General features: G+C 73.8%; 20 protein-coding genes and 1 pseudogene. 15 read left to right on the top strand and 6 right to left on the bottom strand.

Annotated elements, in window-relative coordinates; translation table 11 throughout:
* Nucleotides 1–72 precede the first annotated feature (72 nt).
* The 3 genes from Prum_RS52915 to Prum_RS52905 are packed head-to-tail and all read left to right on the top strand — an operon-like array spanning nt 73 to nt 1299.
* Complete coding sequence (locus Prum_RS52915) at nt 73–597, top strand: hypothetical protein (RefSeq protein WP_246278726.1); 525 nt, start codon at nt 73–75, stop codon at nt 595–597.
* The gene (locus tag Prum_RS52910) at nt 594–1133 is read left to right on the top strand and encodes a hypothetical protein (RefSeq protein ID WP_246278725.1); all 540 of its coding nucleotides are present in this window, start codon (nt 594–596) and stop codon (nt 1131–1133) included. Before Prum_RS52915 ends, Prum_RS52910 begins: the two co-directional genes overlap by 4 nt.
* Before the next feature lie 10 nt (nt 1134–1143).
* Nucleotides 1144–1299, top strand: coding sequence for a hypothetical protein (locus Prum_RS52905; protein WP_246278724.1), 156 nt, complete (start codon nt 1144–1146; stop codon nt 1297–1299).
* Between the two features lie 167 nt (nt 1300–1466).
* Here Prum_RS52905 and Prum_RS52900 read toward each other — a convergent pair.
* Nucleotides 1467–1811, bottom strand: a pseudogene (locus Prum_RS52900) (class I SAM-dependent methyltransferase); the annotation flags it as partial.
* Nucleotides 1812–2008: 197 nt separating this feature from the next.
* On the opposite strand from Prum_RS52900, the gene Prum_RS42190 reads away from it, so the two are divergent.
* Nucleotides 2009–3292: an MFS transporter gene (locus Prum_RS42190; protein ID WP_173084763.1), complete on the top strand. Its 1284-nt coding sequence runs from the start codon at nt 2009–2011 to the stop codon at nt 3290–3292.
* A gap of 98 nt (nt 3293–3390) precedes the next feature.
* Nucleotides 3391–7536 carry an RHS repeat domain-containing protein gene (locus Prum_RS42185; RefSeq protein WP_173082835.1) on the top strand — a complete coding sequence of 1382 codons (4146 nt, stop codon included), beginning with the start codon at nt 3391–3393 and terminating at the stop codon, nt 7534–7536.
* Nucleotides 7537–7965: 429 nt separating this feature from the next.
* On the opposite strand, the gene Prum_RS42175 is transcribed toward Prum_RS42185, so the two are convergent.
* On the bottom strand, nt 7966–8496 hold the full coding sequence (locus tag Prum_RS42175) for a DUF6584 family protein (RefSeq protein ID WP_173082834.1): 531 nt from the start codon (nt 8494–8496) through the stop codon (nt 7966–7968).
* A 214-nt stretch (nt 8497–8710) separates the two neighbouring features.
* On the opposite strand from Prum_RS42175, the gene trpS reads away from it, so the two are divergent.
* Nucleotides 8711–9799 (top strand): tryptophan--tRNA ligase, encoded by a 1089-nt coding sequence (gene trpS / locus Prum_RS42170; protein WP_173082832.1) that lies wholly within the window; start codon nt 8711–8713, stop codon nt 9797–9799.
* A 1-nt stretch (nt 9800) separates the two neighbouring features.
* Here the strand turns inward: trpS and Prum_RS42165 are convergent, their stop codons facing one another.
* Complete coding sequence (locus Prum_RS42165; protein WP_246278707.1) at nt 9801–10487, bottom strand: GntR family transcriptional regulator; 687 nt, start codon at nt 10485–10487, stop codon at nt 9801–9803.
* A 104-nt stretch (nt 10488–10591) separates the two neighbouring features.
* Between Prum_RS42165 and Prum_RS50260 the strand changes: the two genes are divergently transcribed.
* Genes Prum_RS50260 through Prum_RS42135 form a run of 7 tightly spaced genes read left to right on the top strand, consistent with a single transcriptional unit; the run spans nt 10592 to nt 17451 of the window.
* A complete protein-coding gene (locus tag Prum_RS50260) occupies nt 10592–11254 on the top strand; it encodes an ATP-binding cassette domain-containing protein (RefSeq protein ID WP_218577625.1) in 663 nt (220 codons plus the stop codon).
* Entirely contained in the window at nt 11224–12081 is an 858-nt protein-coding gene (locus tag Prum_RS50255; RefSeq protein WP_218577624.1) for an ATP-binding cassette domain-containing protein, read from the top strand. Before Prum_RS50260 ends, Prum_RS50255 begins: the two co-directional genes overlap by 31 nt.
* A 43-nt stretch (nt 12082–12124) precedes the next feature.
* A complete protein-coding gene (locus Prum_RS42155) occupies nt 12125–13177 on the top strand; it encodes an ABC transporter permease (protein WP_218577623.1) in 1053 nt (350 codons plus the stop codon).
* A complete protein-coding gene (locus tag Prum_RS42150; protein ID WP_173082826.1) occupies nt 13174–14088 on the top strand; it encodes an ABC transporter permease in 915 nt (304 codons plus the stop codon). Before Prum_RS42155 ends, Prum_RS42150 begins: the two co-directional genes overlap by 4 nt.
* Before the next feature lie 11 nt (nt 14089–14099).
* Entirely contained in the window at nt 14100–15236 is a 1137-nt protein-coding gene (locus tag Prum_RS42145; protein ID WP_173082824.1) for a BMP family ABC transporter substrate-binding protein, read from the top strand.
* Nucleotides 15237–15245: 9 nt separating this feature from the next.
* Nucleotides 15246–16973 carry an allophanate hydrolase gene (atzF, locus tag Prum_RS42140; RefSeq protein ID WP_173082822.1) on the top strand — a complete coding sequence of 576 codons (1728 nt, stop codon included), beginning with the start codon at nt 15246–15248 and terminating at the stop codon, nt 16971–16973.
* 19 nt (nt 16974–16992) lie between these two features.
* Nucleotides 16993–17451 (top strand): DUF4231 domain-containing protein, encoded by a 459-nt coding sequence (locus tag Prum_RS42135; RefSeq protein ID WP_173082820.1) that lies wholly within the window; start codon nt 16993–16995, stop codon nt 17449–17451.
* Between the two features lie 604 nt (nt 17452–18055).
* On the opposite strand, the gene Prum_RS42130 is transcribed toward Prum_RS42135, so the two are convergent.
* The 3 genes from Prum_RS42130 to Prum_RS42120 form a co-directional block, all read right to left on the bottom strand.
* Entirely contained in the window at nt 18056–18415 is a 360-nt protein-coding gene (locus Prum_RS42130) for a hypothetical protein (RefSeq protein WP_173082818.1), read from the bottom strand.
* Nucleotides 18412–19131 (bottom strand): CHAT domain-containing protein, encoded by a 720-nt coding sequence (locus Prum_RS42125; RefSeq protein WP_371871418.1) that lies wholly within the window; start codon nt 19129–19131, stop codon nt 18412–18414. Before Prum_RS42125 ends, Prum_RS42130 begins: the two co-directional genes overlap by 4 nt.
* Before the next feature lie 1096 nt (nt 19132–20227).
* Nucleotides 20228–21328: a DnaJ-like cysteine-rich domain-containing protein gene (locus tag Prum_RS42120; RefSeq protein WP_173082816.1), complete on the bottom strand. Its 1101-nt coding sequence runs from the start codon at nt 21326–21328 to the stop codon at nt 20228–20230.
* A 101-nt stretch (nt 21329–21429) separates the two neighbouring features.
* Between Prum_RS42120 and Prum_RS42115 the strand changes: the two genes are divergently transcribed.
* The gene (locus Prum_RS42115; RefSeq protein WP_173082814.1) at nt 21430–22620 is read left to right on the top strand and encodes an ROK family transcriptional regulator; all 1191 of its coding nucleotides are present in this window, start codon (nt 21430–21432) and stop codon (nt 22618–22620) included.
* Entirely contained in the window at nt 22617–23459 is an 843-nt protein-coding gene (locus Prum_RS42110) for a LacI family DNA-binding transcriptional regulator (RefSeq protein ID WP_173082812.1), read from the top strand. The genes Prum_RS42115 and Prum_RS42110 overlap by 4 nt, the downstream gene beginning before the upstream one ends.
* Nucleotides 23460–23487 lie beyond the last annotated feature (28 nt).

Raw genomic sequence — 23487 nt, 5'->3', positions numbered from 1 at the left:
GGGTGATCTGCGGTCACCCACCGTCGCGCAAGCTGGGACGCGTAGGACACCTGCCCACTTCTAGGGACTGCCGTGACGACGACGTACGGTGTGGTCCGGGCCTGGCCGGCGGCCGCCCGGGAGGCCGCGCGGCGCACGCTCGAGCGGTACGGCGAGCCCGACGAGGCGATGCCCAGCCGGCTGATCTGGCGGCACGCCGGCCCGTGGAAGCGGGTGGTGGTGCACCGCGACCCGGTCGAGCACCGGTTTCCCTACCCGCACGAGGACCGGGTGGAGGGCTGGATCGACTTCCGGGTGCCGCCGGAACGCGCCGGCGACGTGGCCGCCCTGACCGGCAGCGTCCGGGTCGAACGCACCCGCGGCGAGCTGGCCGCCCGCTGCGACGGCGAGCCGATGAACTTCCTCGCCCTCAACCTGGCCCACGACCTGGTCACCGGCCGGGTCGACGTGGCGCGGGCGCGGGCCGCGTACACCGAGCTGGCCGCCGGGCTGCTGCTGGGCCGCACCGAGCCGTACACCCGCGGTCTGGCCTTCGGCCCGCCCGGCCCGGGCGCCGCGGTGGCCGACGAGGACGAGCCGGGAGGAGGAGCCGGGTGAGCACCGACCTGACCCGCGACTGGCCGCGGAGCGCGGCCGACGCGGCCCGCGCCGTCATCGACCGGTACGGTCCGCCGGACGAGGCGGGCCCGAGCCTGCTCATCTGGTACGGCCGCACGCCGTGGCGACGCATGCTGGTGCACCGCGACGTGGCCCCGCACCGGTTCCCCAAGCCGCACGTCGACGTGCTGGAGCAGGTCGTCGCCCACCAGGTGCCGGCGGACAAGGTCAGCGAGCTGGCCCGGTTCAACGGCAGCCTGGTGTACGAGCGCACCCGCGGCGAGCTGTCCTGCCGCTGCGCGGACGAGGAAGGCAACCTGCTGGCCCTCAACCTGGCCCACGACATCGCCGTACACGGACTGGACGTCGCGGAGGCGCGGCGGCGCTGCTACGTGGCGATGCAGACCCGGCTCGGCGACGAACGCGACCCGTACCTGGACCGGCTCGCGTTCACGCCGGCCGGCGCCGGCGACCCGGACGAGGTGACCCTGACCGCCTTCACCCCGGGAGCGCCGGGCGGCGGGCAACCACGCTGACGTACCCGATGTGGCCGAAGAACTCGCCGGCGTCGGACCGCCGGCGGGCCTCGGCCTTGAGCGCCGCGGCCAGGTCGGGGCCGACCCGGCCCCGGCGAGCAGCGCGTCCGCGCCGCGGTCGATGATCGCCAGCAGGTACGCGCCGGAGGACGGCGCCTCGACGTAGCTGTGCCCGCGCAGCCGGCCCTGCTCGAACCCGGCGCCGCGCACCAGTCCGGGCAGCCGGCGGCCCAGCCAGCGGTCGTGGATCAGGTTCTCGGCGGTCGCGTCGGCGCACGCCTGCAGCGGGTCGTGGTCGCTGGTGGCGCAGCTGATCGTCATGTAGTCGCCGTCGAACACCGCCAGCCATCCGCCCGGCCGCAGCAGCCGGTACGCCTCGGCGAGCGCCCGCTCCGGCCCGGGAATGTGGCACAGCGTGGTGTGAAAGACGACCACGTCGACCGTCTGGTCGCCCAGCGGCACCGCCCGCCCGTCCCCGGCGACGAAGGTGACGTTGGGCAGGTCCCGCGCCAGCTCCCGGCCCCGGGCCAGGAAATACGGCGACGGGTCCACCCCGACCACCGACCCGACGCCCGGCAGGCCCGCCAGAAACCGCGCCACCGGCCCGGGCCCGCAGCCGATCTCGACGACCCGCGCGGCCGGCGGAAACTCCACATCGGACAGATACGCGCGCCGCATCGCCTGCTGCTGCGGATCGGCGCCGCGCAGCTCCAGGATCTCCGCCAGCGGTCCCGTTACGGCGGTAGCGGCGCGACTGATGGTCGCATAGACGTCCGGCACGGCCCATCCCCCCTCGCGGCCGCGGTCCCCGCCACCCTACTCGCCCGCCGCCCACACCACGTGCCTCTCGCGCGGCGCGCGGCTAAGATCAACCAATCCCCGCCGCCGAGTCCCCCACCGTCGCCGCGCCCGCACCGCGGCGCAACCGCCATTTCACCGCCTTCTGGGCGTCGCAGATCCTGTCCGTCTTCGGCGACTCCTTCTCGCAGTTGGCGGTGCCGCTGCTGGTGCTGGACCTGACCGGTTCGGTCGCGACCGCGGGCTTGCTCACCGGCGTCATGGGCACGACGACCGTGCTCACCGGCCTGTTCGCCGGGGTCGTCGTGGACCGGGTGAACCGTTCGCGGCTGCTGGTCGGCTGCGACGTGGCCCGGATGCTGCTGCTCGCGGTGATCCCGATCGTCACGCTCGCCGCGGGCGCGCCACCGATCTGGCTGCTGTTCGTGCTGCTCCCGCTGGCATCGGCGATCGGGATGCTCTTTCAGGTCGCGGCCGTCACCGCCGTACGCAGCCTGGTGGGCGCCGCCGAGGTGACCAAGGCCAACGGCCGCCTCTACGCCGGCACCGCCCTGGCCTCGCTCCTCGGCCCGGCCGCGGCGGGCGCGATCTCCGGATGGATCGGCCCGCCGGCCGCGATCGCCGTCGACGCCGCGACCTTCGGCGTCTCCGCGGCGTTCCTTCTTCTGGTACGCCTGCCCGCGCGCACCCCCGCGGCCGGCGCCGACCCCGGTCGCACCCGGCCGTGGGACGAGTTCCTGGCCGGCGCCCGCTTCCTGTTCCGGCACCCGGTGCTCCGCCCGCTGACCGGCCTGCTGACCGTGTTCATCCTGCTCACGTACGGCGTCGACGACGTCGTCGTGTACCACCTGCGCAACGGCCTCGACCAGCCGGACGGCACGATCGGCCTGGTCCTGATGGCCGGCGCGGCGGGTGCCATGACCGGTTCGCTGGTCGTGGCCGCGCTCCGCAAGCGGTTCGGCTTCGGCGCCTGCTGGATCGGCTCGGTAGCCGTCGGCGGCGCCGCCGTCGCCAGCCTGAGCCTGACCGGCGGCCCGGTCGACGTGGCCGCCCTGATGGGCGTCTACTTCTGCACCACCAGCGTCGCCGGCATCTGCTCGATGTCGCTGCGCCAGGAGGTCACGCCGGACCACCTGCTCGGCCGGGTCACCTCCACGTTCTGGACGATCCACTTCTCGCTCGGCGGCGTCGGCGCGGCGGGCCTGACCTGGCTCGCCCAGCACCACGGCGCACGGCTCGCGTTCGTCCTGGCCGGCGGCGGTGCCCTCGTGGTGGCGGGCGCCGCGCTGCTCACCCCGGTCCGCCGGCCCGTTATCGGTGTGTCGTCAGGGGTTTCGGACAGCTCCGAGCGGAAGGCGTGAACTAACGGATCCTGCCGGTAACGGCGGCGTCGGTCATCCACGCCCGTTCCGGAACCGGACCGTTCGCAGCACGTTCATGTCTTCTGTCGGAGGTGTACATGCGCACCCGCAGGACGTTCTCCGCCGCGCTGACCGTCGTGGTGACGGTGGCGATGTTTGGCGCCGCGCCGGCCGCGGCCGCACCGGAGCCGGGACCGGCGGCAGCACCGGAGCTGCCGTCGCTACCCGGCCAGACCGCACCGGCCGCCGGCGCGCTGGCGTCACCGCGGCCCGGCGACGTGACGGCCGGAATGGTCGTACTGGCCGCACCGGACCTCGCACCGGCGCAGGTCACGTACCAGTGGCGGCGGGCCACAGTGGACGATTGGGCCGACATCGACCCCGCCCACGTGTCCGCCGCGGCCGGCGGCACCGCTTTGGCGTGGAACGTCCGGGCTGCCCTCGACGCGGCCGAGTCCCCGGCCCGCGACGGGCCGCTGGAGGTGCGGGCGACGTACCCGGGTGGCGCGAGCGCGCCGGTGCGTTTCCTGTTCGACGGCGACCTCGCCTCGGCGGCGTCCCAGCCGCTCGGGCCGGGCATGGTGAACCTGGAGACCGGCGAGCTCACGCTGCCCGGCCGCGGTCTGTCCGTCGCGTCGTACGGCTCCGACCTCGCCGTTGGCACCACCTTCCGTAGCCGGCACGCCGGCGTGCTGGACGGCGCCGGGATCTTCGGCCCAGGCTGGGTGACCACCGTGGGCGTGTCCAGCCTGGGCGCCCGGTACGGCCGGCTGCGGGTCACCGGGTCACTCGTCCATGTTGGACTCGCCGACGGGACCGCGCTCGGGTTCACCGCCGTCGACCCGACCCGGTACGCCCCGCCGCCCGGGCACGAGACGCTGGCGCTGGTGCGTGAGGCCGGCGGCTTCCGGCTCACCGACGAGCGGGGCGTCGGCGTGACGTTCACCCCGATCGGCGACGCGTACTATCCGGCGGTCGTCAGCGCGCCCGGCACGGGCCAGGTCACGACCGTCTCGTGGGAGGCGACGCAGACCGCGGCCAGGCCGACCCGGATCCTCGCGCCGGCGCCGGACGGCGTCGACTGCACGGCACCGGTCCGCGGCTGCCGTCTGCTCACCTTCTCGTACGCCGACCAGGCCACCGGCGACGGCGACCACCCCGGCCGGCTCAGGCAGATCGCGCTGACCTCCTGGGATCCGGACGCCACGCCGCCGGGCATGCGCACGGTCCCGCTGGCCCGCTACCGCTACGACGAGGCCGGGCGGCTGCGCGCGGCGTGGGACCCGCGACTGGACTACCCGGACGAGGCCGGGGCGCACCACGTCGCCGACACCTACGGCTATGCCGCCGACGGCAGCCTCGCCGAGGTGGGGCCGGCCGGCGAGCAGCCCTGGCAGCTGACCTACACGACCGTGCCCGGCGACCCGGGCGCCGGGCGGGTCGCGGCGGTGAGCCGCACGACCGGGGCGGGCACGGCTCGCACGTCGGTGGTCTACCGCGTGCCGGTCGCCGGGCCGCCGTTCGACATGTCCGTGGCGCAGACCGCCCGCTGGGGCCAGGACCCTGCGCCGGTGCGGGCCACCGCGGTCTTCCCGCCCGGCCAGGTCCCCGACGGCGACCAGCCCGCGGGCGTACCCCCGGCGGCCTGGCAGCGGGCGACGGTGATCTATCTCGACGGCAACGGCCGGGCGGTCAACATGGTCTCGCCGGGTGGGCACGCGAGCACGACCTGGTACGACCGGTTCGGCAACGTGGCGCGCGGCCTGAGCGCCGCCAACCGGGCCCGGGCGCTGGCCGCCGGCGCCGACAGCGCCGCGCTGGCGGATCGACTGTCCACAGTGTACGTCTACGACGCCGGCGGTCGACGGGTGCTGGAGACGTTCGGGCCGGAGCACGACGTCATGGTCGACGGGGCGGTCGTGCGCGGCCGCCAGCACTCCCGGTTCAGCTATGACGAAGGGGCGCCGGCCTACCCGGACGGCACCGGCCCCGGCCTGTTGACCACCCGCATCGACTCGGTCCGGCACACCGGCTCGACCGACTCCGCGGCGCGGACGACCCGCTACGAGTACGACTGGGAACTGCGCCGGCCCACGGCGACGGTGGTCGACCCGGGCGGGTTGGCGCTGACCGAGCAGACCACGTACGACCCGGAGACCGGCCTGCCGACGCGAACCGCGTCCACCGCGCCGGCCGCCGTCACGCCGGCCGACCTCCCCACGTCCGGCGCCCGGCAGACCGTCTACTACGGCGCCGGCACCGGCCACCCCGAATGCGACAACCGTCCGGAGTGGGCCAACCTGCCGTGCCGGGTGCAGCCGGCCGACGCGACGCGGCCCTGGACCACCTACACGTACGACCAGTACTTCCAGCCGCGGACCGTCACCGAGCGCACCGCCGACGCGGTCCTGCGGACCACCACGATCGGCTACGACGGCGCCGGCCGGGCGCGCGAGGTCGCGGTGTCCGGGATCGGAGCGCCGGTGCCGGTGCGGCGCACGGCGTACGCGGCGTCGACCGGCCTGGTCGAGCGGACCGAATCGGTCCAGGGCGGCGCCGTGGTCGCCCAGATCCTGCGCCGCCACGACGGGCTGGGCCGCCCGGTCGGCTACACCGACGCCGACGGAACCGAGTCGAGCACCGCATACCATCCCGGCGGGCAGGTGGCGACCGCCTCGGACGGCAAGGGCACCCGCGCCTACGGCTACGACGAGCGCGGTCTGCCGGTGACGGTCACCGACTCGCTCGTGGGCACGTTCACCGCCGGGTACGACCCGGACGGCAACGTGGTCAGCCAGACCTGGCCGGCCGGCGTGAGCGTGCACACCACCTACGACGAGACCGGGCTGCCGGTCGGGCTGCGCTACGAGCGGCCCGGCTGCGGACAGCCGACCTGCACCCTGTACGGCGAGACGCTCGTTCCGACCGCACACGGACAGGTCGCCCGGCAGACCGGCACCGGGCCGCAGCGGTCCTACGGGTACGACGCCGCCGGGCGGCTGACCTCGGTAGAGGAGGGCGCCGCCGCCGACTGCGCGCGCCGGACGTACGGCTTCGACGGCTCGACCAACCGGACCACGTCGACGGCGGCTGCCTGCACCGGCGACCCGCCCACGTCGACCCGGTCCTGGGCGTACGACGCGGCCGACCGGCTCGTCACCCCGGGGACCACGTACGACCAGCTCGGCCGGACCACGGCGGTGCCGGCCGCCGACCTGGTCCAGGGATCGGATCTCGCCGTCACCTACCACGTGACCGACATGGTGCGCTCGATCACGCAGGCCGGCCGGACCGCCGAGTACGCCCTCGACGCCGGCGGCGACCGGATCCGATCCTGGACCGACAGCGGGGTCGAACGGCGCCACCACTACCAGGACGACAGCGACAGTCCATCATGGACGGAGGAGTCGACGTCGACGTGGAGCAGGCAGATCCGGTCCGTCTCCGGCTTCGCCGGCGTACACGGCGGTGGCGGGCTGGCCCAATGGCAGCTGACCAGCCTGCGCGGCGACGTGGTGGCGACGCTGGAGGGCGGCGGCCCGGCGGCACACCCAGCCGACGAGTACGGACGGGCCGGTCCCGGCACCGGCGTACGCCGCTACGGCTGGCTCGGCGCGTACCAGCGCGCCGCCGACACGCCGGGCGGGCTGGTGCTGCTGGGCGTCCGGCTCTACAACCCGGCCACCGGCCGCTTCCTGACCGTCGACCCGATCGACGGCGGCAACGCCAACGACTACGAATACTGCACCGGCGACCCGGTCAACTGCCATGACCTCGACGGCCGGGCCGGCGGGTTCTGGCGCAAGCTGCTCGGCGGCGTGATCGCGGTCGTCGGCGTCGTCGGGGCGCTGGCGTGCGGCGTCTCGGTGGTGTGCGGCGTGGCCGTCGGGATCGGGGCGGCCGGCGCCGGCTACACGGCGGTGCACGCGGGCACCCCGGACTGGAGCTGGCGAGGTCTGTTCACCACCATGGCGATCGGCGGAGGGCTCGGCCTGCTCGGCCCGCTCAGCTCCGGCGTACGCGGCAGGATCGGCCAGCGGGTCGCCGACCTGCCCTACATCGGACAGCGCAGCCGCCTGTTCGGCCGGCTCAACATACCCGGCGGCGTACAGGGCAGCCTCAACCACGGAGGGTTGCGGATCGGCTGGTGGTGGACGGGCACCGCCGCGGCGGGACGGCCAGTGTTCCGGATCGCCATCGGCGGACGCCACTACCGGATCAACTGGCACATCGACATCCTCTAGCAGCCGGACAGCAGCTTGCGACCGTCCGGGGACCACACCGGTTTGAAGAACTCAAACCGGTCCGTGCGTGCTCGGACGGTCAGCGGGCGGCCTGCTCGACGCGTTGGCGGGCGAGAGCCAGCGCCGCGGCGAAGGGTGTCACACCGGCCCGCGTAGCGTCCTTCAGGATTCCGGTCAGGGTCTGGCCAATGCCCTGAACGCGGCGTCGCAGACCGCGTGCAGCGCCGCGACGACCCCGGTGGCGGTGTGCGTGGAGGAGTCGCCGCTGCCGCCGTCCTCCGGCGGCCGGCAGAAGACGTACGGGGTGCGTCCACGTCGCCGTACCGAGCGTCGACGCCCTTCACGCGTTCCTGATGGACAAGTTCAGCAAGCGCCGCGAGATCGTCGGCTTCCGCAGCTCGGTGATCTACCAGCACTCCCGCAACCAGGTCATCGCGCCCCTACCCACGCACGAATGAGTGCGATCAGTCCGACGATCGCGAGGCCGAGCAGCCCGAGCGCGAACACCACGTACAGCAGGAACGGCCCGAGGATCAGCCACGAGAACGATCGACCCGCCTGCGCCACCGCCGGCGCCGGCTCGTCGGCGACGGCCGTGACCGCGCCGCCGGCCTCCGCCTCCACCTGCTCGATCAGGGAACGGTAGCGGCGGGCGGCCCGCTGCCCCAGCCGCCCGCTCGGGTCGTCGCGCAGCCGCAGGGCCGACAGCCGGGTCCAGGCCCGGGGCAGCGCCCGCTCGAACGCGGTGACCTCCGCCGCGGTGACCTCCTCGGTGAGGAAGCCCCACCGGCCGGCCTCGACCGGGTTGCCGATCCGGCGGTTGAGGGCCGCCCGGCGGGCCCGCAGTTCCAGGTCGTTCGGATAGGCCGCGACCAGGCTGGCGAGTCGCTGCATCGCCGGATGGACGTGGCCGAGCTCCAGATCGCGGTCCACCCGGGCCAACACGTCACGCAACGCCACGGTGAGCCATTATCGGCGAAGCTCGGTTGCGGTCCGCGATGGGCGTCGGGCACGATCGAAGCATGTCCCGCGTTCTCGTGAGCTGGCGGTGGTCGCCCGACCGGCGACCCTGACCACTCACGTCCTGGGCCGCCCTCTCGCGGCCGCCACCCGGGACGAACGCACGGCTAGGCAGCCTCGAAAGGTCGGCCTCCCGCACTCAAGGAGACCACCGATGTCTAACCGGACCCCATCACAGCAGGCCGCACTCGACCGCAGCGCCGCGCTCGAGCACCAGGTACGGGCGGCACCGCGCACGTTTCGAGTCCTGACCGGCGATCGGCCCACCGGCGCCCTGCACATCGGCCACTACCTCGGCACGCTCGCGAACCGGGTTCGACTACAGAACCTCGGCGTCGAGGTGATCGTGTTGATCGCCGACTACCAGGTGATGACCGATCAACAGGCCGGCCGGCGGCTGCCCGCCACGGTCCGCGGCGTCGTCGCCGACTACCTGGCCGCCGGCATCGACCCCGACCGATCAACGATCTTCACGCACAGCGCCGTCCCGGCCCTCAACGGACTGGTGCTGCCGTTCCTGAGCCTGGTCAGCGACGCCGAGTTGCACCGCAACCCCACCGTCAAGGCCGAGGCCGAGGCCACCGGCAGGCCGCCGACCGGTCTCATGCTGACCTACCCCGTTCACCAGGCCGCCGACATCCTGTTCTGCCACGCCAACCTGGTCCCGGTGGGTCTCGATCAACTCCCGCACCTGGAGACCACGCGGCTCATCGCCCGGCGATTCAACGAACGCTACGCCCAGCACGCGCCGCTGTTTCCCGAGCCCGACGCGCTGCTCACCGCCACGCCGATGCTGGCCGGACTGGACGGAAAGAAGATGAGCAAGACCCGGCGCAACGGCATCGCCCTGCAAGCGACCGAAGACCAAACCGCGGCGATGATCCGGCGCGCGCCCACCGACAGCGAACGGCGCATCACGTACGACCCGGTCGCCCGGCCCGCCGTCGCCAACCTGCTCGACCTGCTCGCGGCCGCCAGCGGCGCGGACCCGCGTCGGCTCGCCGACGAGATCGGCAACGGCGGCGCCGGCCGTCTCAAACAGCTGGTGACCGAGGCCGTCAACGAACTGCTCCGGCCCGTCCGGGAACGCCGGGCCGGCCTCGCCGACGACGTCTCCTATCTCGACAGCGTGCTCGACACCGGCAACACGCGGGCCCGCCAACTCGCCGACGCCACCCTCGCGAGGGTCCACCACCTGCTCGGGATGACCTACGCCAACCGGCAATTGCGGCTCGTCGGCTAGGTCACCGGCCCTCCGGGCCCTGCTGGTTGGCTTCGGCCCCGGGCCAGGCGCGGGCCACGTCGGCGCGGGTGCTGGCGACGTGGGCCCGCCCGATCCGCTCCGCCTCGGCGCTGTCCCGGCGGCGCAGCGCCTCGACGATGGCGCGGTGGTCGCGCAGCGACTCTTCCTTCCGGATCGGCGCCACGGTGGAGAAGTAGAACCGGGCGCGCATGCTGAGCGAGCGGACGAACCCGGTCATCCACTCGTTCTGGGAGCAGGCGGCCACCGCGATGTGGAACTCCGCGTTGACCCGCGCCAGGTCGAGCGGGTCTTCGGCGGCCGCCTGCCGGGTCAGGATGGCGTCCAGCTCGGCGAGCTGGTCGGCGGTACGGCGTTCGGCGGCCAGGGCGGTGGTGCGCCCCTCCAGTTCGAGCCGGGCCTCGAACAGGTCGGCCAGCTCGTCTTCGGTGCGGGCCCGGACGTACGCGCCGAGGTGCGGGCGGTAGTCGATCCAGCCGTCGGCGGCGAGGGAGCGCAGCGCCTCGCGTACCGGGATGTGGCTGACCCCGATCTGCTTGGCGAGGGAGTCCGCGTTGAGGTGGGTGCCGGGTGGCAGCAGGCCGCTGAGGATGCCCTCGGCGAGCATGTCGCGGACCCGGTCGCCGGTGTTGCCGGCGCCGGCCGCGCGCTCCAGCCGGGGCAGCCCCATGGTCGTCACCGAGCCATCCTATAGGAACTGGGCCATCCTATAGGAGCGTCACGCGTTACCACCCCGACACAGGGCGGTAACGAACGGACTGTCCTATAGGACGCATGAAACCACTCCTCGCGGTACGCGGGCTCACCTGCCGCTTCGGGGACGTCGTGGCCAACGACGGGATCGACTTCGACGTGGCACCGGGCGAGGTGCACGCGGTCCTCGGGGAGAACGGCGCCGGCAAGAGCACCCTCATGAAGCTCATCTACGGGGTGTACCGGCCGGACGCCGGGGAGTTCCTCGTCGACGGCGTACCGACCGCCATCGGCTCGCCGGCGGCCGCCCGCGCCGCCGGGATCGGCATGGTGTTCCAGGACATGCGCCTGGTGCCGGCGCTCACCGTCGCGGAGAACATCGCGCTGGCGCTGCCCGGCTGCAAGGTCAACAAGGCGGAGATAACCGCCGCCGCCGAGCGGTACGGCCTGCCGGTGCACCCCGGCGCGCTGGTACGCCACCTGTCGATCGGCGAGCGGCAGCGGGTCGAGATCCTCAAGGTGCTGATGAGCGGGGCCCGCCTGCTTATCCTGGACGAGCCGACCAGCGTGCTGGCCCCGCAGGAGGTCGACGCGCTGTTCGCCGCGATGCGGGCGCTGCGCGCGTCGGGGCTCTCCCTGGTGATCATCACGCACAAGCTGAACGAGGCCCGCGCGATCGCCGACCGGGTCACCGTGCTGCGCGGGGCAGGGTGGTGCTGCGCGACGCGGATCCGGCCGGGCTGAGCGACGCGGAGCTGGTCGAGGCGATGGTCGGCCGCGCCGTGCCGCCCCTTCCCCAGGACCGCAAGAGTCAGGAAACGGCAGCGGCCGTGGTCGAGCTGCGCGGCGTGCACGTCGCGGGCGACCGCGGGCACGCCGCGCTGCGCCAGGTCGACCTCGATCTGTACCCGGGCGAGCTGGTGGGCGTGGCGGGGGTCGCCGGCAGCGGGCAGCGGGAGCTGTGCGAGGTGATCCTCGGCCTGCGCAAGGCGGCCGCCGGTACGGTGCGGCTGGCCGGCAAGGCGCTGCACGGGCAGCCGCGCCAGGCCATCGCGGCCGGCGCGGTGGGCGTACCCGAAGATCCGATCACCGACGCGGTCGTGCCTGGACTCACGGTCCTGGAGCACCTCGCGCTGGCCGGCGCGCCGCGCGGCCGGCGGCGGATCGGGGTCGACTGGCGGTCGGCCGCCGCGGCGGCCGACCGCCGCGACGCGACGGCACGGTTGCGCATGGCGCCCCGGCACCGCGTGCTCGGCGAGCTGTCCGGCGGCAACATCCAGCGGGTCGTGCTGACCCGGGCGCTGGGCGAGCCGGCCGCGCTGGTGGTGGCCGCGTACCCGAGCCGGGGCCTGGACATCGCGACCACCCGGCGCACGCAGGAGCTGCTGATCGAGCAGCGGGACGCCGGCGCCGCGGTCCTGGTGGTCTCGGAGGACCTGGACGAGCTGCTGTCCATTTCGGACCGGATCGCGGTGCTGCACGACGGCCACCTCGCCGGGGTGGTCCGCCCGGCCGAGACCGACCGGTACGCGATCGGCCAGCTGATGGTGGGAGGTGGGTGGGCGGCATGAGCGCGCAGCGCGAATGTTCCGCCGCTTCTGGCGGGAGGGCAGCATGACCGACACCGCGGTCGCGACGACCGACGTACGCCCAGAAACTGTCGACAATCGACAAAAGAACACGGGGTGGCTGCGCTGGGTCGTCGGGATCGCCGCCGCGCCGGCCATCTTCGGCGCCTTCGCCGCCGCCAAGGGCGTCAACCCGCTCGCCATGTACGCCGACCTGCTGGCCTCGCTGGCCGACCCGGCCCAGGCCCAAACCGTCGTGGTACGCGCCGCGATCCTCATCCTCGCCGCGCTGGCGGTCGCCGTACCCGCGCGGGCCGGCCTGCTCAACGTCGGCGGCGAGGGACAGATCGTGATCGGTGCTGTGGCGGCGGCCGGCGTCGGCCTGGTCGCCGATCAGCGGCTGCCCGGCGGCCTGGTCCTGGCGCTGATGGCGCTCGCGGCGATGGCGGCCGGCGCGGCCTGGGCCGGGCTCGCCGCCGGGCTGCGGCTCACCGTCAAGGTGAACGAGGCGATCAGCACGCTGCTGCTCAACTTCATCGCCATCGACATCATGCTCGGGCTCATCTACGACCCGTGGAAGGACGCCTCCGGCTTCGGCCAGCCGTCCTCCCGGCCGCTCGCCGACACCGCCCGGCTGCCGCTGTTCACCACGGGCGGCACGGTGAACGCCGGCATCGTGCTCGCCCTGCTCGCCCTCGGCGGGGTCTGGTGGGCGCTGCGGTACACCGAGTGGGGCTTCCGGCTGCGCGTGGTCGGCGGCAACCCCGAGGCGGCCCGCCGAGCCGGCCTGCGGGTCGGCCCGCTGCTGCTGTCCGCGATGCTCGTCGGCGGCGCGCTGGCCGGCCTCGCCGGGCTGGTGCACTTCGCCGGCACCGAGTTCAAGCTGCGGCCCGGGATGACCACCGGCTTCGGGTACGTCGGGTTCCTCGCCAGCTGGCTGGCGATGCACCGCCCGCTGCGGGTCGGCCTCGCCGCGCTCCTGCTGGCCGCGATCGCGATGGGCGGGGACAGCCTGCAGATCGACTCCGGCCTGCCGGCCGCCTCGCTCAACGTCCTGATGGCCGTCGTCCTTCTGGTGATGCTGGGGAGAAAACGATGATCTTCGTCGACGTGCTGGCCGGCGGGGTACGCGGCGGGACGGCCATCCTCTACGCCGCGCTCGGCGAGACCCTCGCCGAGCGGGCCGGGGTGATCAACCTCGGCACCGAGGGCAGCATGCTCACCGGCGCCCTCGCCGCGTACGCGGTCACCGCCGAGACCGGCAACCCGTGGGCCGGCGTGCTCGCCGGTGCCCTCGCGGGCGGCCTGCTGGCCGCGGTGCACGCGTTCATGGTGCTCTCCCGGGGCGCCAACCAGCTGGCCACCGGCCTCGTGGTGCTCTTCCTCGGGGCGGGACTGACCGCCATGTTCGGCGCCGCGTACGTCGGGCAGGCGATCAGCCCGTTCCAGCCGTACCCGATCCCGGTCCTCGCGGACATCCCGTGGCTCGGACCTGTGCTCTTCGACCACGACCCGCTGGTGTACGTCTCCTACCTGCTCGCCCCGGCGCTGTGGTGGCTGCTGTTCCGCAGCCGGTGGGGCATCGTGGTACGCGCCGCCGGCGAGCGCCCCGAGGTGCTCTCGACGTACGGCCACTCCCCCGTGCTCGTGCGCTACCTGGCCGTCGTCGGCGGCGGGCTGCTCGCCGGGATCGGCGGCGCCCACCTGTCCACCGCGTACGCCAACGCCTGGTTCGAGAACATGACCGCCGGGCGCGGCTTCATCGCGGTCGCGCTGGTCATCTTCGCCGCCTGGCACCCGCTGCGGGCGGTCGGCGGGGCGTACCTGTTCGGCGCGGCGCTGGCCCTGTCCCCCGCGCTGCAGGCACGCGGCTACGGCTTCAACCAGTTCGTCCTGGACGCGCTGCCCTACCTGGTCACCATCGCCGCCCTGATCGTGCTGGGCCGGCGCCGCGTCAACTCCGCCCCGGAAGGGCTGTCCAGAGTGTTCGACCTGACCCCGACCCGATAGAGGTGCGACCCATGAGGATCCTTCCCGTGCTGGCGGCGGCCGTGCTGCTCGCCGGCTGCGCCACCAACAGCACCAGCGGCACCACCGGCGGCACCGCGACCGGCGCGCCGGGCACCGGCGGCACGAAGATCGGCTTCATCTTCGTCGGCCCCAAGGACGACTACGGCTACAACCAGGCCGCGTACGAGGGCAGTCAGGCGGTGGCCAAGGCGTACCCCGACCTGGAGGTGCTCACGGCCGAGAACGTGCCCGAGGACGACAACGCCACCCGCGTCATGGAAGGCATGATCCGCAAGGGCGCGAAGATCATCTTCGCCACGTCGTACGGCCACAAGGACCCCGCGCTGAAGGTGGCCGCGGCCAACCCCGACGTCGTCGTCCTCCAGCAGGGCAACATCGTGGACGGCACCGTGCCGGCGAACTTCGGCACCTACTTCGGCACCGTCTACGAGCCGGTCTACCTCGCCGGCATCGTCGCCGGCAAAGCCACCAAGACCAACAAGCTCGGGTACGTCTACGCGTTCCCGATCTCGCAGACGCTCGACAACATCAACGCCTTCCAGCTCGGCGCCGCGTCGGTCAACCCGGCCGCCAAGACGTACGTCGTGAACACCTCCAACTGGTGCGACCCGGCCAAGCAGGCGGAGGCCGCCAAGAGCCTGCTCTCCCAGGGCGTCGACGTGATCAGCCAGCACCAGGACTGCACCGCCACCGTGATCCGGGCGACCGAGGCCGCCGGGGCGTACACCGTCGGCTACCACGCCGACGCCAGCTCGCTCGCCCCGAAGGGCTGGCTGACCGGTTCCGAGTGGGACTGGGGCCCGCTCTACACGAAGATGGTGCGGACCGCGCTGGACGGCAAATTCACCGGCTCGGCGTACAACGCCAACTTCCGGGTCGGCCTCAAGACCGGGGACAACCCGTTCGTCCAGTCGCCGTACGGCCCGGCGGTGGACGCCGGCACGAAGACGCTCGTCGACGACGCGAAGGCTAAGATCAGCAAGGACGGTTCGCCGTTCCTCGGCCCGGTCGTCGACCAGGCCGGCACGGTACGCGTCACCGCCGGCACCGTGCCCGACTACAAGACCATCGAGTCGATCGACTACTTCGTGAACGGCGTGGTAGGCAAGATTCCCTCCGCGTCCTAAGAGGTGCATGTGCAGCCACTGTGGACCCTGCGGCTGGAGCAGACCGAGGTCGACGCGGCCACCCGCCGCGCCGACCCGGCCGCGCCCCTGGCCGGCGTGCCGTTCGCGATCAAGGACAACATCGACCTGGCCGGGCACCCCACCACGGCGGCGTGCCCGGCGCTCGCCGACACCCGCGCCAAGGCGTCGGCGACCGCGGTACGCCTGCTCGTCGAGGCCGGCGCGGTGCCCGTCGGCAAGACCAACATGGACCAGTTCGCGACCGGGCTGGTGGGCACCCGCAGCCCGTACGGGGCCTGCCACAGCGTCGCCAGCCCGGCCCACATCTCCGGCGGCAGCAGCTCCGGCAGCGCCATCGCGGTCGCGAGCGGGCTGGTGCCGCTGGCGCTCGGCACCGACACCGCCGGCTCCGGGCGGGTGCCCGCCGCGTTCAACGGCATCGTCGGCGTCAAGCCCACCCGCGGGCTCGTGTCCACCACCGGCGTCCTGCCGGCGTGCGCAGGCGTCGACTGCGTGACCACGCTGACGCGTACCGTCTCCGCCGCCCGACCGGCCCTGGCGGCCCTGACCTGGGCCGACCCCGACGACCCGTGGTCCCGGCCGGTCCCGGCGCGGCTGCCGGCCGGCATCGCGGCCCGGATGCGGGTCGTCGCCGTGCCCGACGCCCCGCTCGACCTGGACCCGGAGCACCGCACCGCCTGGGCGGCGGCCGTCGACCGGCTGCGCGGCCTCGTCGCGCACGTCGTACCGGTCGACATCACCCCGTTCCTGCAGGCCGCCACCCTGCTCTACGAAGGACCGTGGGTCGCCGCCCGGTACGCCGCCTTCGGCCATCTGCTCGAACCCGACGGCCCGCACCTGGACCCGACCGTCCGGCAGATCGTGCTGCGCGGGCGCGACATCGCCGGCCCCGACGTCTTCGCCGGCCTCGAACGGCTGGCCACCCTGCGCCGGACCAGCGAGGCGGTCTGGCCGGACGTCGACGCCCTGCTGCTGCCCGTCACCCCCGGGCATCCCCGGCTGGCCGACGTCGCCGCCGACCCCCTCGGCGTGAACGCCCGGCTCGGCCAGTTCACCAACTTCGCCAACCTGCTCGACCTGTGCGCCGTCGCCGTACCCGCCGGCGAACGCCCGGACGGGCTGCCGTTCGGCGTGCAGTTCATCGCCCCCGCGTTCGCCGACGCACCGCTGCTGGACCTCGCCGCCACGTGGTGCGGCGAGCCGGTGTCGCCGCCGCCGGTGCCGCCCGGCTCGACACTGCTCGCGGTCGCCGGCGCGCACCTGTCCGGCCTGCCGCTCAACCACCAGCTCGTCGGCGGCGGGGCCCGGCTCGCCTTCCGGGCCCGCACCGCCGCCGGATACCGCCTGTACCGCCTGCCCGGCCCCGGCCTACCCCGGCCGGGCCTGGTACGCACCGGCGACGGCCCGGCCGGTGGCATCGCCGTGGAGGTGTGGCAGGTGCCGCACCAGGCGGTCGGGCAGCTGCTGGACACGCTGCCCGGGCCGCTCGGGCTCGGCGGGATCACGCTCGACGACGGTACGACCGTGGCCGGCTTCCTCGCCGCGGAGCACGGCGTACGCGACGCCACCGACATCACCGCCTCCGGCGGCTGGCGAGCCGCCCAGTCCCCTGACCGCGCCCCGCCCGGTTTGTGCGTCAGACCGTGGGCCAGCCGGCCCTCCCCGCCACCGGTACAGTCCGACAGCGCGGACACTCGGACGCGACGGTGGCGATGACGGGAGACGGGCGCGAACCATGCCAGGCGGCGATCTTGCGGATTTTCCTGACGTCGGCCAGTCCCCGGCCGAGCTTCTCCTGGTCAAGCGGTTCCGCTGGTACTCGCGGCAGGCGACCAAGACCCGGCTCGGCTACCTGGCGTTCGGACTCGCCCAGCTGTCGGCCGCGCTGGTGATCGCGGCGTCGGTCGCGTTCAGTGCCCCACGCTGGTTCGCACCGGTGCTGGGCGCGGGCATCGCGTTCCTCGAAGGCGCCCGCGGCCTGCTGCGGATCCAGGACAACTACCCGGCATACCGTGCGGCGGCCGAGGAGCTCCGGAACGAGGGGTGGCTGTTCGCGCAGCGCGCCGGCCCATACGCCGACGCCAACTCCCCCGAGGTGTTGCTCGCCGAACGCGTCGTCGAGATCAGCACGCGCGAGAACACAGCTTGGGCCTCCGCCATACGCAGGGGCGACACGGCCGGCAATCCCGCCTGACCGATCGACGCCGCAAGGGCGGCTGTGGCGAGAAAATTCGCGAGCGAGCACGTTGCGCCCTTTGATCTTTCTTGGTGGGGCAGGGCCAGATCTTGTGGACGGAAATGCCCGACATAACCGGGCGCAAGATCCCGGTTTGGCCCACCAAGAAAGATCAAAAGGCTCCGTGGGGATCAGACACCCTGCGGGAGAGCTACGCGCCTGGCCCTCCAGGGGCAACCCGGCTTGCGCGTGGCGAGGCATACCAGGCGCTTGTCGACGAGGGTGACATGCCGCATAGATCTTGGCGACTTAGCGTTTCCCCAGCAGGAAGATCATCTACGCTGTGCCGCGCATTGCGCCACCCACAACCCCTAGCTCAACGACGTCGATCAAGGGATTCCACGCCGATCAAGGGCAAAGGGTCGTGGATCGGAGATCAAAGCACGACCGTTTGCCCTTGATCGACGGAGCGGGCGGCGGGGCGAGCCTCTACCGCCGCACGGGGCGGGCGCAGGGCGCACGGGGCCGACGCACGGCACACGGCGCGGACGCAGGGCGCACCGGGCGGACGCGAGCCCGAGTGGCGCGGGCGTGGGACGGGCGGGTGGCGTGGTGGCTTGGGTCAGGCGGCGTCTTCGGCGGCGGCTAGGGCGGCTAGCTGCTCGTCGTCCATCTGGTCGATGTCGACCTCCTCGCCGTCGACGTTGAGCACCACGCGCTTGAGGCCGCGCAGATCGGTGACCAGGCCCTGCAACTCCTGGACCAGGTGGCGCAGGCTCGCGACCAGGTCGCCGCCGCTGCGGGTGAACGCCACCGCGGCAGCCACCACCGCGATCACCGTCGCCAGGTCGCGGGTCTCGGTGGGCGCGGCCTGGACGCGGTCGACGCCGTCGAGCTGGCCGAGCCGCTCCCGCACCGCGGCCGCCACGGCGTCGGCCTGCCCAGGGTCGGCGAGTTCGATGTGGAAGCGGACGACGTTCATGCGGGGCTCCCAGAGGTGGTCGGCTGCGGCGTTCCCAGGCACATGAGGAAGAACGGCGCCCAGTGTGCCAGCCGAGTGAACAGCAGGTCGGTGTCGAGGTGGTGCAGGGTCGCGCGGCGCAGCGCCACGTCGGCGGGCAGGCCGTCGAGCAGGCCGCGGTGAAACGCCAGGGTCAGCGGCCGGGCGATGCCACCCTCCACTTGCCACAGTGCGCCGAGCACCTGGCGGGCGCCGGCGGCGAAGAACGCGCCCTGCAGGCCGAAGAGGTCGTCGCCGGGCAGTTCGGCCATCCCCCGCCCGCCGATGGCGCGCTGACCGGAGCAGCAGGCCGACAGCACGACGGTGGCGCCGTCCAGCCGCCAGTGGACCAGGTGCAGGCCGTCCAGGCGGGACGCGGCGAGCAGCAGCCACGACTCCAGCGGGGTGTCGCTTTCCACGTTGCTGCCGTGCACCGCCAGGTGTACGCAGGTCGGCGCCGTCGCGGGGTCGGACATCAGGCCGCGCAGCGTGTCCTGCCGGGCCGCGGGGCCCAGCAACGCCCGCGCCGGCACGCCCTTTTCCGTGTACGCCTTGGCGACCTGCGCCGCCTCCGGTTCGGCGCTCGGCAGCGGGGCGGGGGCACCGGGCCGCCGGCGTGCGGCGCCGCCCGGGTGTAGTCGGTGACGCCCACGCTCAGCACCCGCAGCGGGGGCACCTCGGTCGGGAGCAGCAGGCAGGTCAGGTTCGGGATGGTGGCCACGGCCATCGCGTGCAGCAGCCGGCGCCCCTCGAACGGCAGCGCGGCGAACGGCACGGCGTGCAGCGCCCGGTGCGGCGCGACGAGGAGCCGGCGGGCCCCGGCCAGCGCGGCGCGTACCGGGTCGGGCAGGACCGCGGGCGCGATCCGGTCCAGCAGCGGGGGCAGGTCGCGGGCGGTGACGCGGTCGGAGTACACGGCGGCGGCCAGCTCGTCGACGGCCCGGCGCTGGTCGGGGTCGACGGGCTGGAGGTGGCTGGTGGCCCCGTCCGGCGCGACGACCACGATCAGCAGCCGGGTCGGGTCGACCCAGTAGTAGGAGACGGCGCGCTGGTCCGGGGCGAGCGCACGGCGTACCCGGTCAAGGTGGAACGACGGCGCCGCCGGCCCCGCGCGGGCGCCGAGCGTCACGAGCCGGTCGAAGAGGGTGCGCCGGCGCTGCCGCAAAGGCAGCGGGTCGGCGCCGCCGTGCCGGGCGCGGTGTTCGTCGATCTGGCGGCTGAGGTCGGCGAGCTGCCCTTCCAGCGCCGCGTCGTCCGGCGCCCGGCCGGGGCGCGGCAGGGCGTGGCTCTTGGACAGCTCCATCCAGGTGAGCATGCGCGGGTCGCCGAGCTCGTGGGCGGCGCGCACACCGTTGGCGTAAAGGGAGATCACCCGGCGCAGGTAGGCCGCCTGCAGGTACGGCGCCGTCGTCTTGTGGCGGTCGCGCTGCACCAGCGCGATGCCGGCCGCGCACAGGTCCAGCACCCGGTCCAGGGCGCCGATTTCGAGGTACGCCTCGGCGGTGCGCGCGATCGCCGCGGCGAGCAGCCCGGTGGCGAGCGTCCCGTCCAGCTCCCGGGCGGCGGTCTCCAGCATCGGGACGGCCATGCCGGCGGGCCCGACGCGCAGGAGGATCTCGCCCTCGCGCAGCGCGGCTTCGGCGGCGAGGGCCGGCAGGCGCAGGTGCCGGGCCTCGGCGCGCAGCCGGCGGGCCCGGGCGAGCAGGTCGTCGCACGGGTCGCCGGGGCCGCGCAGGGCGTGGTCGGCCGCGAGCCGGTCCAGCGCCCGCATGACCATGCCGGTGCTGCTCAGGCTCACTGATCCCCGTGCTGGCGGCGGTTGAGCTGGTCGAAGATGTCGCCGAGCGACTCCGACATGCGCCGGGAGAAGTCGATGTTGTCCTGGCTGCCCTGCGCGATCGAGCCGTCCAGGTCGTCGCCCTTTCGCCGGTACCGGCTGGCCTCCGGCTCGGGCAGCACCCGGGCCAGCCCGCCGTAGACCTGGCGCAGCAGCGCGCGGATCCGGTTGGCCTCGACGACCGGCGTCTGCCCCGACGGCGTGGTTTCCCCCGACATCAGCGCCATCATGGACGACATCAGCGCGTCGGCCATGGCGGCGCCGGTGGCCTGGTCGGCCAGCGGGGCGACGACCCGCTCGGCCGCCCGGAAGTGGGCGGTCGCCTCGTACTCGTCGCCTCCGGCGCCATGTAGTTCGGCGATGTCGACGTGTGTCTCGGCGACGTCGAGCGGGTCGGTGACCCGGTCCAGCTTGCGGCCCAGGTACGCGAGCCGGGCGTCGACGTCGCGGTCCTGGGCGAAGCGCACCTCGCTGCGGCGGTCGGCGCAGTCGGCGATCTCGGAGGCCAGGTCGAGGTCCTCGTAGAACCAGCCGGCCTTGGTGTAGGCGTGCTCGGCGCGGATCAGTTCGCCGTTGTCGGCCAGGGCACGGGCGAGCATCTTGGTCGTGTCGGCCAGCCGCTTCTTCACGTCCCGCTGGTCGTCCCGGCCCAGCCGCTTCAGGTCCTCGATGATGCCGTCGAGGCTCTCGACGGTGTCGGCGCTGGCACCACCGACCATGCCGAGCAGCGCCTCGGAGGCGCGCCGGTCGATCCGGGACAGCTCCAGCATCAGCTCGACGTCGGTGAGCAGCTCCGGCGGCTTGTGGAACGTGGGTAGCCGGTCGAAGATCCCGCCGAAGTCGGGCGCGTGCCGCCGGAACGCGTCGGCCGCCTCGACCGCACCGCTGCTGAGGTCGGCGTCGCGGCCGAGGTCATCGTCGTCGTCCTCATCGGACGAACGTATGTACACGCCTGTGCCGTGACAGGCGCCGCAGTTCAGCACCAGGCCCTCGCGCATGGCGTACGGATGGCTGCTCGCCGGCGAGATGCCCGTGCCGTGACACACCGGGCAGTTCATCCCGCGACCGTACTACCGGTACGCAAGGGCATCGGCCCCCTTGTATGCTGTGCGGGCCGGCCAGCGAGCCAAGCGCAGAGGCCAACCAGTGCTGAGGAGTCGTGAGCGCGACGACATCGAGCAAGCCGCACGCGAGCAGCAAGGCGGCGGTCCTCGACGCCATCCGGGCAGCCGGCACGATCAGCCGCGTCGGCCTGATCAACGCCACCGGCTTCACCGCGCCGACCATCTCCAACCTGGTCCGCAAGCTCATCAACGAGGGCCTGGTCGTGGAGACCGGTCACGCCGAGTCCACCGGCGGCAAGCGCCGGGTCCTGCTCCAGCTCAACCATGCCGCCCGGTACGCGGTGGGCGTCCACCTGGACCACGGCGTCATGACGTACGCGCTGACCAACCTGGGCGGGGTCGCGGTGGCCCGGATCGCCCGGCCGGGCGCGGGCGCCGCGGAGCCGGCGGTGGTCGTCGCGCGGATCGCGGCCGAGATCGCGACCCTGATCGACAGCGTCGGCGTGGAGCGCGGCCGGGTGCTGGGGGTCGGCCTCGTCTTTCCCCGGCCGCTCGGCGGCCCGCTGGGCCCGGCGCTGGAGCACGCCACCGGGCTGCCGGTCGTCCTGGACAACGACGCGACGGCCGCCGCGCTGGGCGAGCAGTGGACCGGCGGGTTCGGCACCGCGACCGCAGCGGCGGCCCTCTACCTGGGCACCGGGATCGGCGCCGGGCTGGTCATCAACGGCATCACGTACCGCGGGCCGAGCGGCAACGCCGGCGACATCGGGCACGTGAGCGTGCAGGCGGACGGCCCGCCGTGCTGGTGCGGCGCCCAGGGCTGCGTCGAGGCGGTTGCCGGGCCGGCGGCCGTGGTCGCGCAGGCCCGCGCGGACCGGACGCTCGCCGCCGCGACGGGGCTGGCGGAGAGCGCGAAACGCGCCTCGGTGGCGACCGACTTCGCCGCGATCAGCCGGGCCGCCCGGCGCGGTGAGCAACGGGCCCTCGCCCTGCTGGAGCGGTCCGCCCGGTACGTCGCGACGGCCACCCGCGGCCTGGCGGCCATCATGGACCTCGACGTCCTCGTGCTCACCGGGCCGGGCTTCGCTGTGGCGGGCTCGGTGTATCTGCCCATCGTCCGGCGCGAGCTGCACGGGTACGCCGTGGACGTGCGGCTGTCCCGGTCGGCCGCCACCGCGTCCGCGATCGGTGCCGCCGCGCTGGCCCTGGAGTCCGAGTTGGTCCCGCTGAGCCACGGGCTGCGCCTGCCGGAGCGCCTGGACTCCTTCTCCGAGTCGGCCGGATGAGTGCGACAAGCGCGGTGGGCCTGGTGCTGGCCCGGCCGCCGCGGCTGCTGGGCGCCGAGCCGTTCTTCATGGAGTTCATCGCGGGCATCGAGGAGCGCCTGGCCGAGCGCGACCAGTCGGTGCTGCTGCACGTCGTCGCCAACCACGCCGCCGAGATCGCCGCGTACCGCCGCTGGGCCGAGCGGCGGCTCGTCGACGCCGTCGTGCTGGTGAACCCGGCCGTCGACGACGCCCGCCCGGCGGTCCTGCGCGAGCTGCGCCTGCCGGTCGTCGTGGCGGGCGAGCCGGCCGGCGGCGCCCCCGCCGTACGCCGGGACGACGTCGGCTCGGTCCGGGCGGCGGTGGCCCACCTGACCGGGCTCGGGCACCGCCGCATCGCGCGGGTCAGCGGTCCCGGCACGCTGGTGCACACGCGGACGCGTACCGCCGCACTGGTGGCGGCGGCCGGCGTGGCCGGCGTCGACGCCGTGGTGGTCGAGGGCGACTACGCGGAGGAGTCCGGCGCGAAGCTCACCGCCGCGCTGCTCGGCCGGCCCGAGCCGCCCACGGCGATCGTGTACGACAACGACCTGATGGCGGTCGCCGGCCTGCACACCGCCAAGGAGCTGGGCCTGCGGGTCCCCGCCGACCTGAGCCTGATCGCGTGGGACGACTCCAGCCTGTGCCGGCTGGCGTCGCCGCCGCTGACCACGATGAGCCTGGACGTGCACATGTTCGGCGACCTGGTGGCCGAGTCCGTGCTCCGGCTGATCGACGGCGAGCCGGTCGCCGAGCGATGGTGTCCAACGGAGACGGTGGTGGCGCGGGAGACCACCGCACCGCCCGCGGACTTGACTTAAAGAGGTTAATAAACAAAGCTCCTGGACG

The sequence above is a fragment of the Phytohabitans rumicis genome, from assembly GCF_011764445.1.
Taxonomy (GTDB): Bacteria; Actinomycetota; Actinomycetes; order Mycobacteriales; family Micromonosporaceae; genus Phytohabitans; species Phytohabitans rumicis.
The sequence above is the reverse complement of the archived record's forward strand: the minus strand, read 5'-3'. Positions and strand labels throughout refer to the sequence as shown.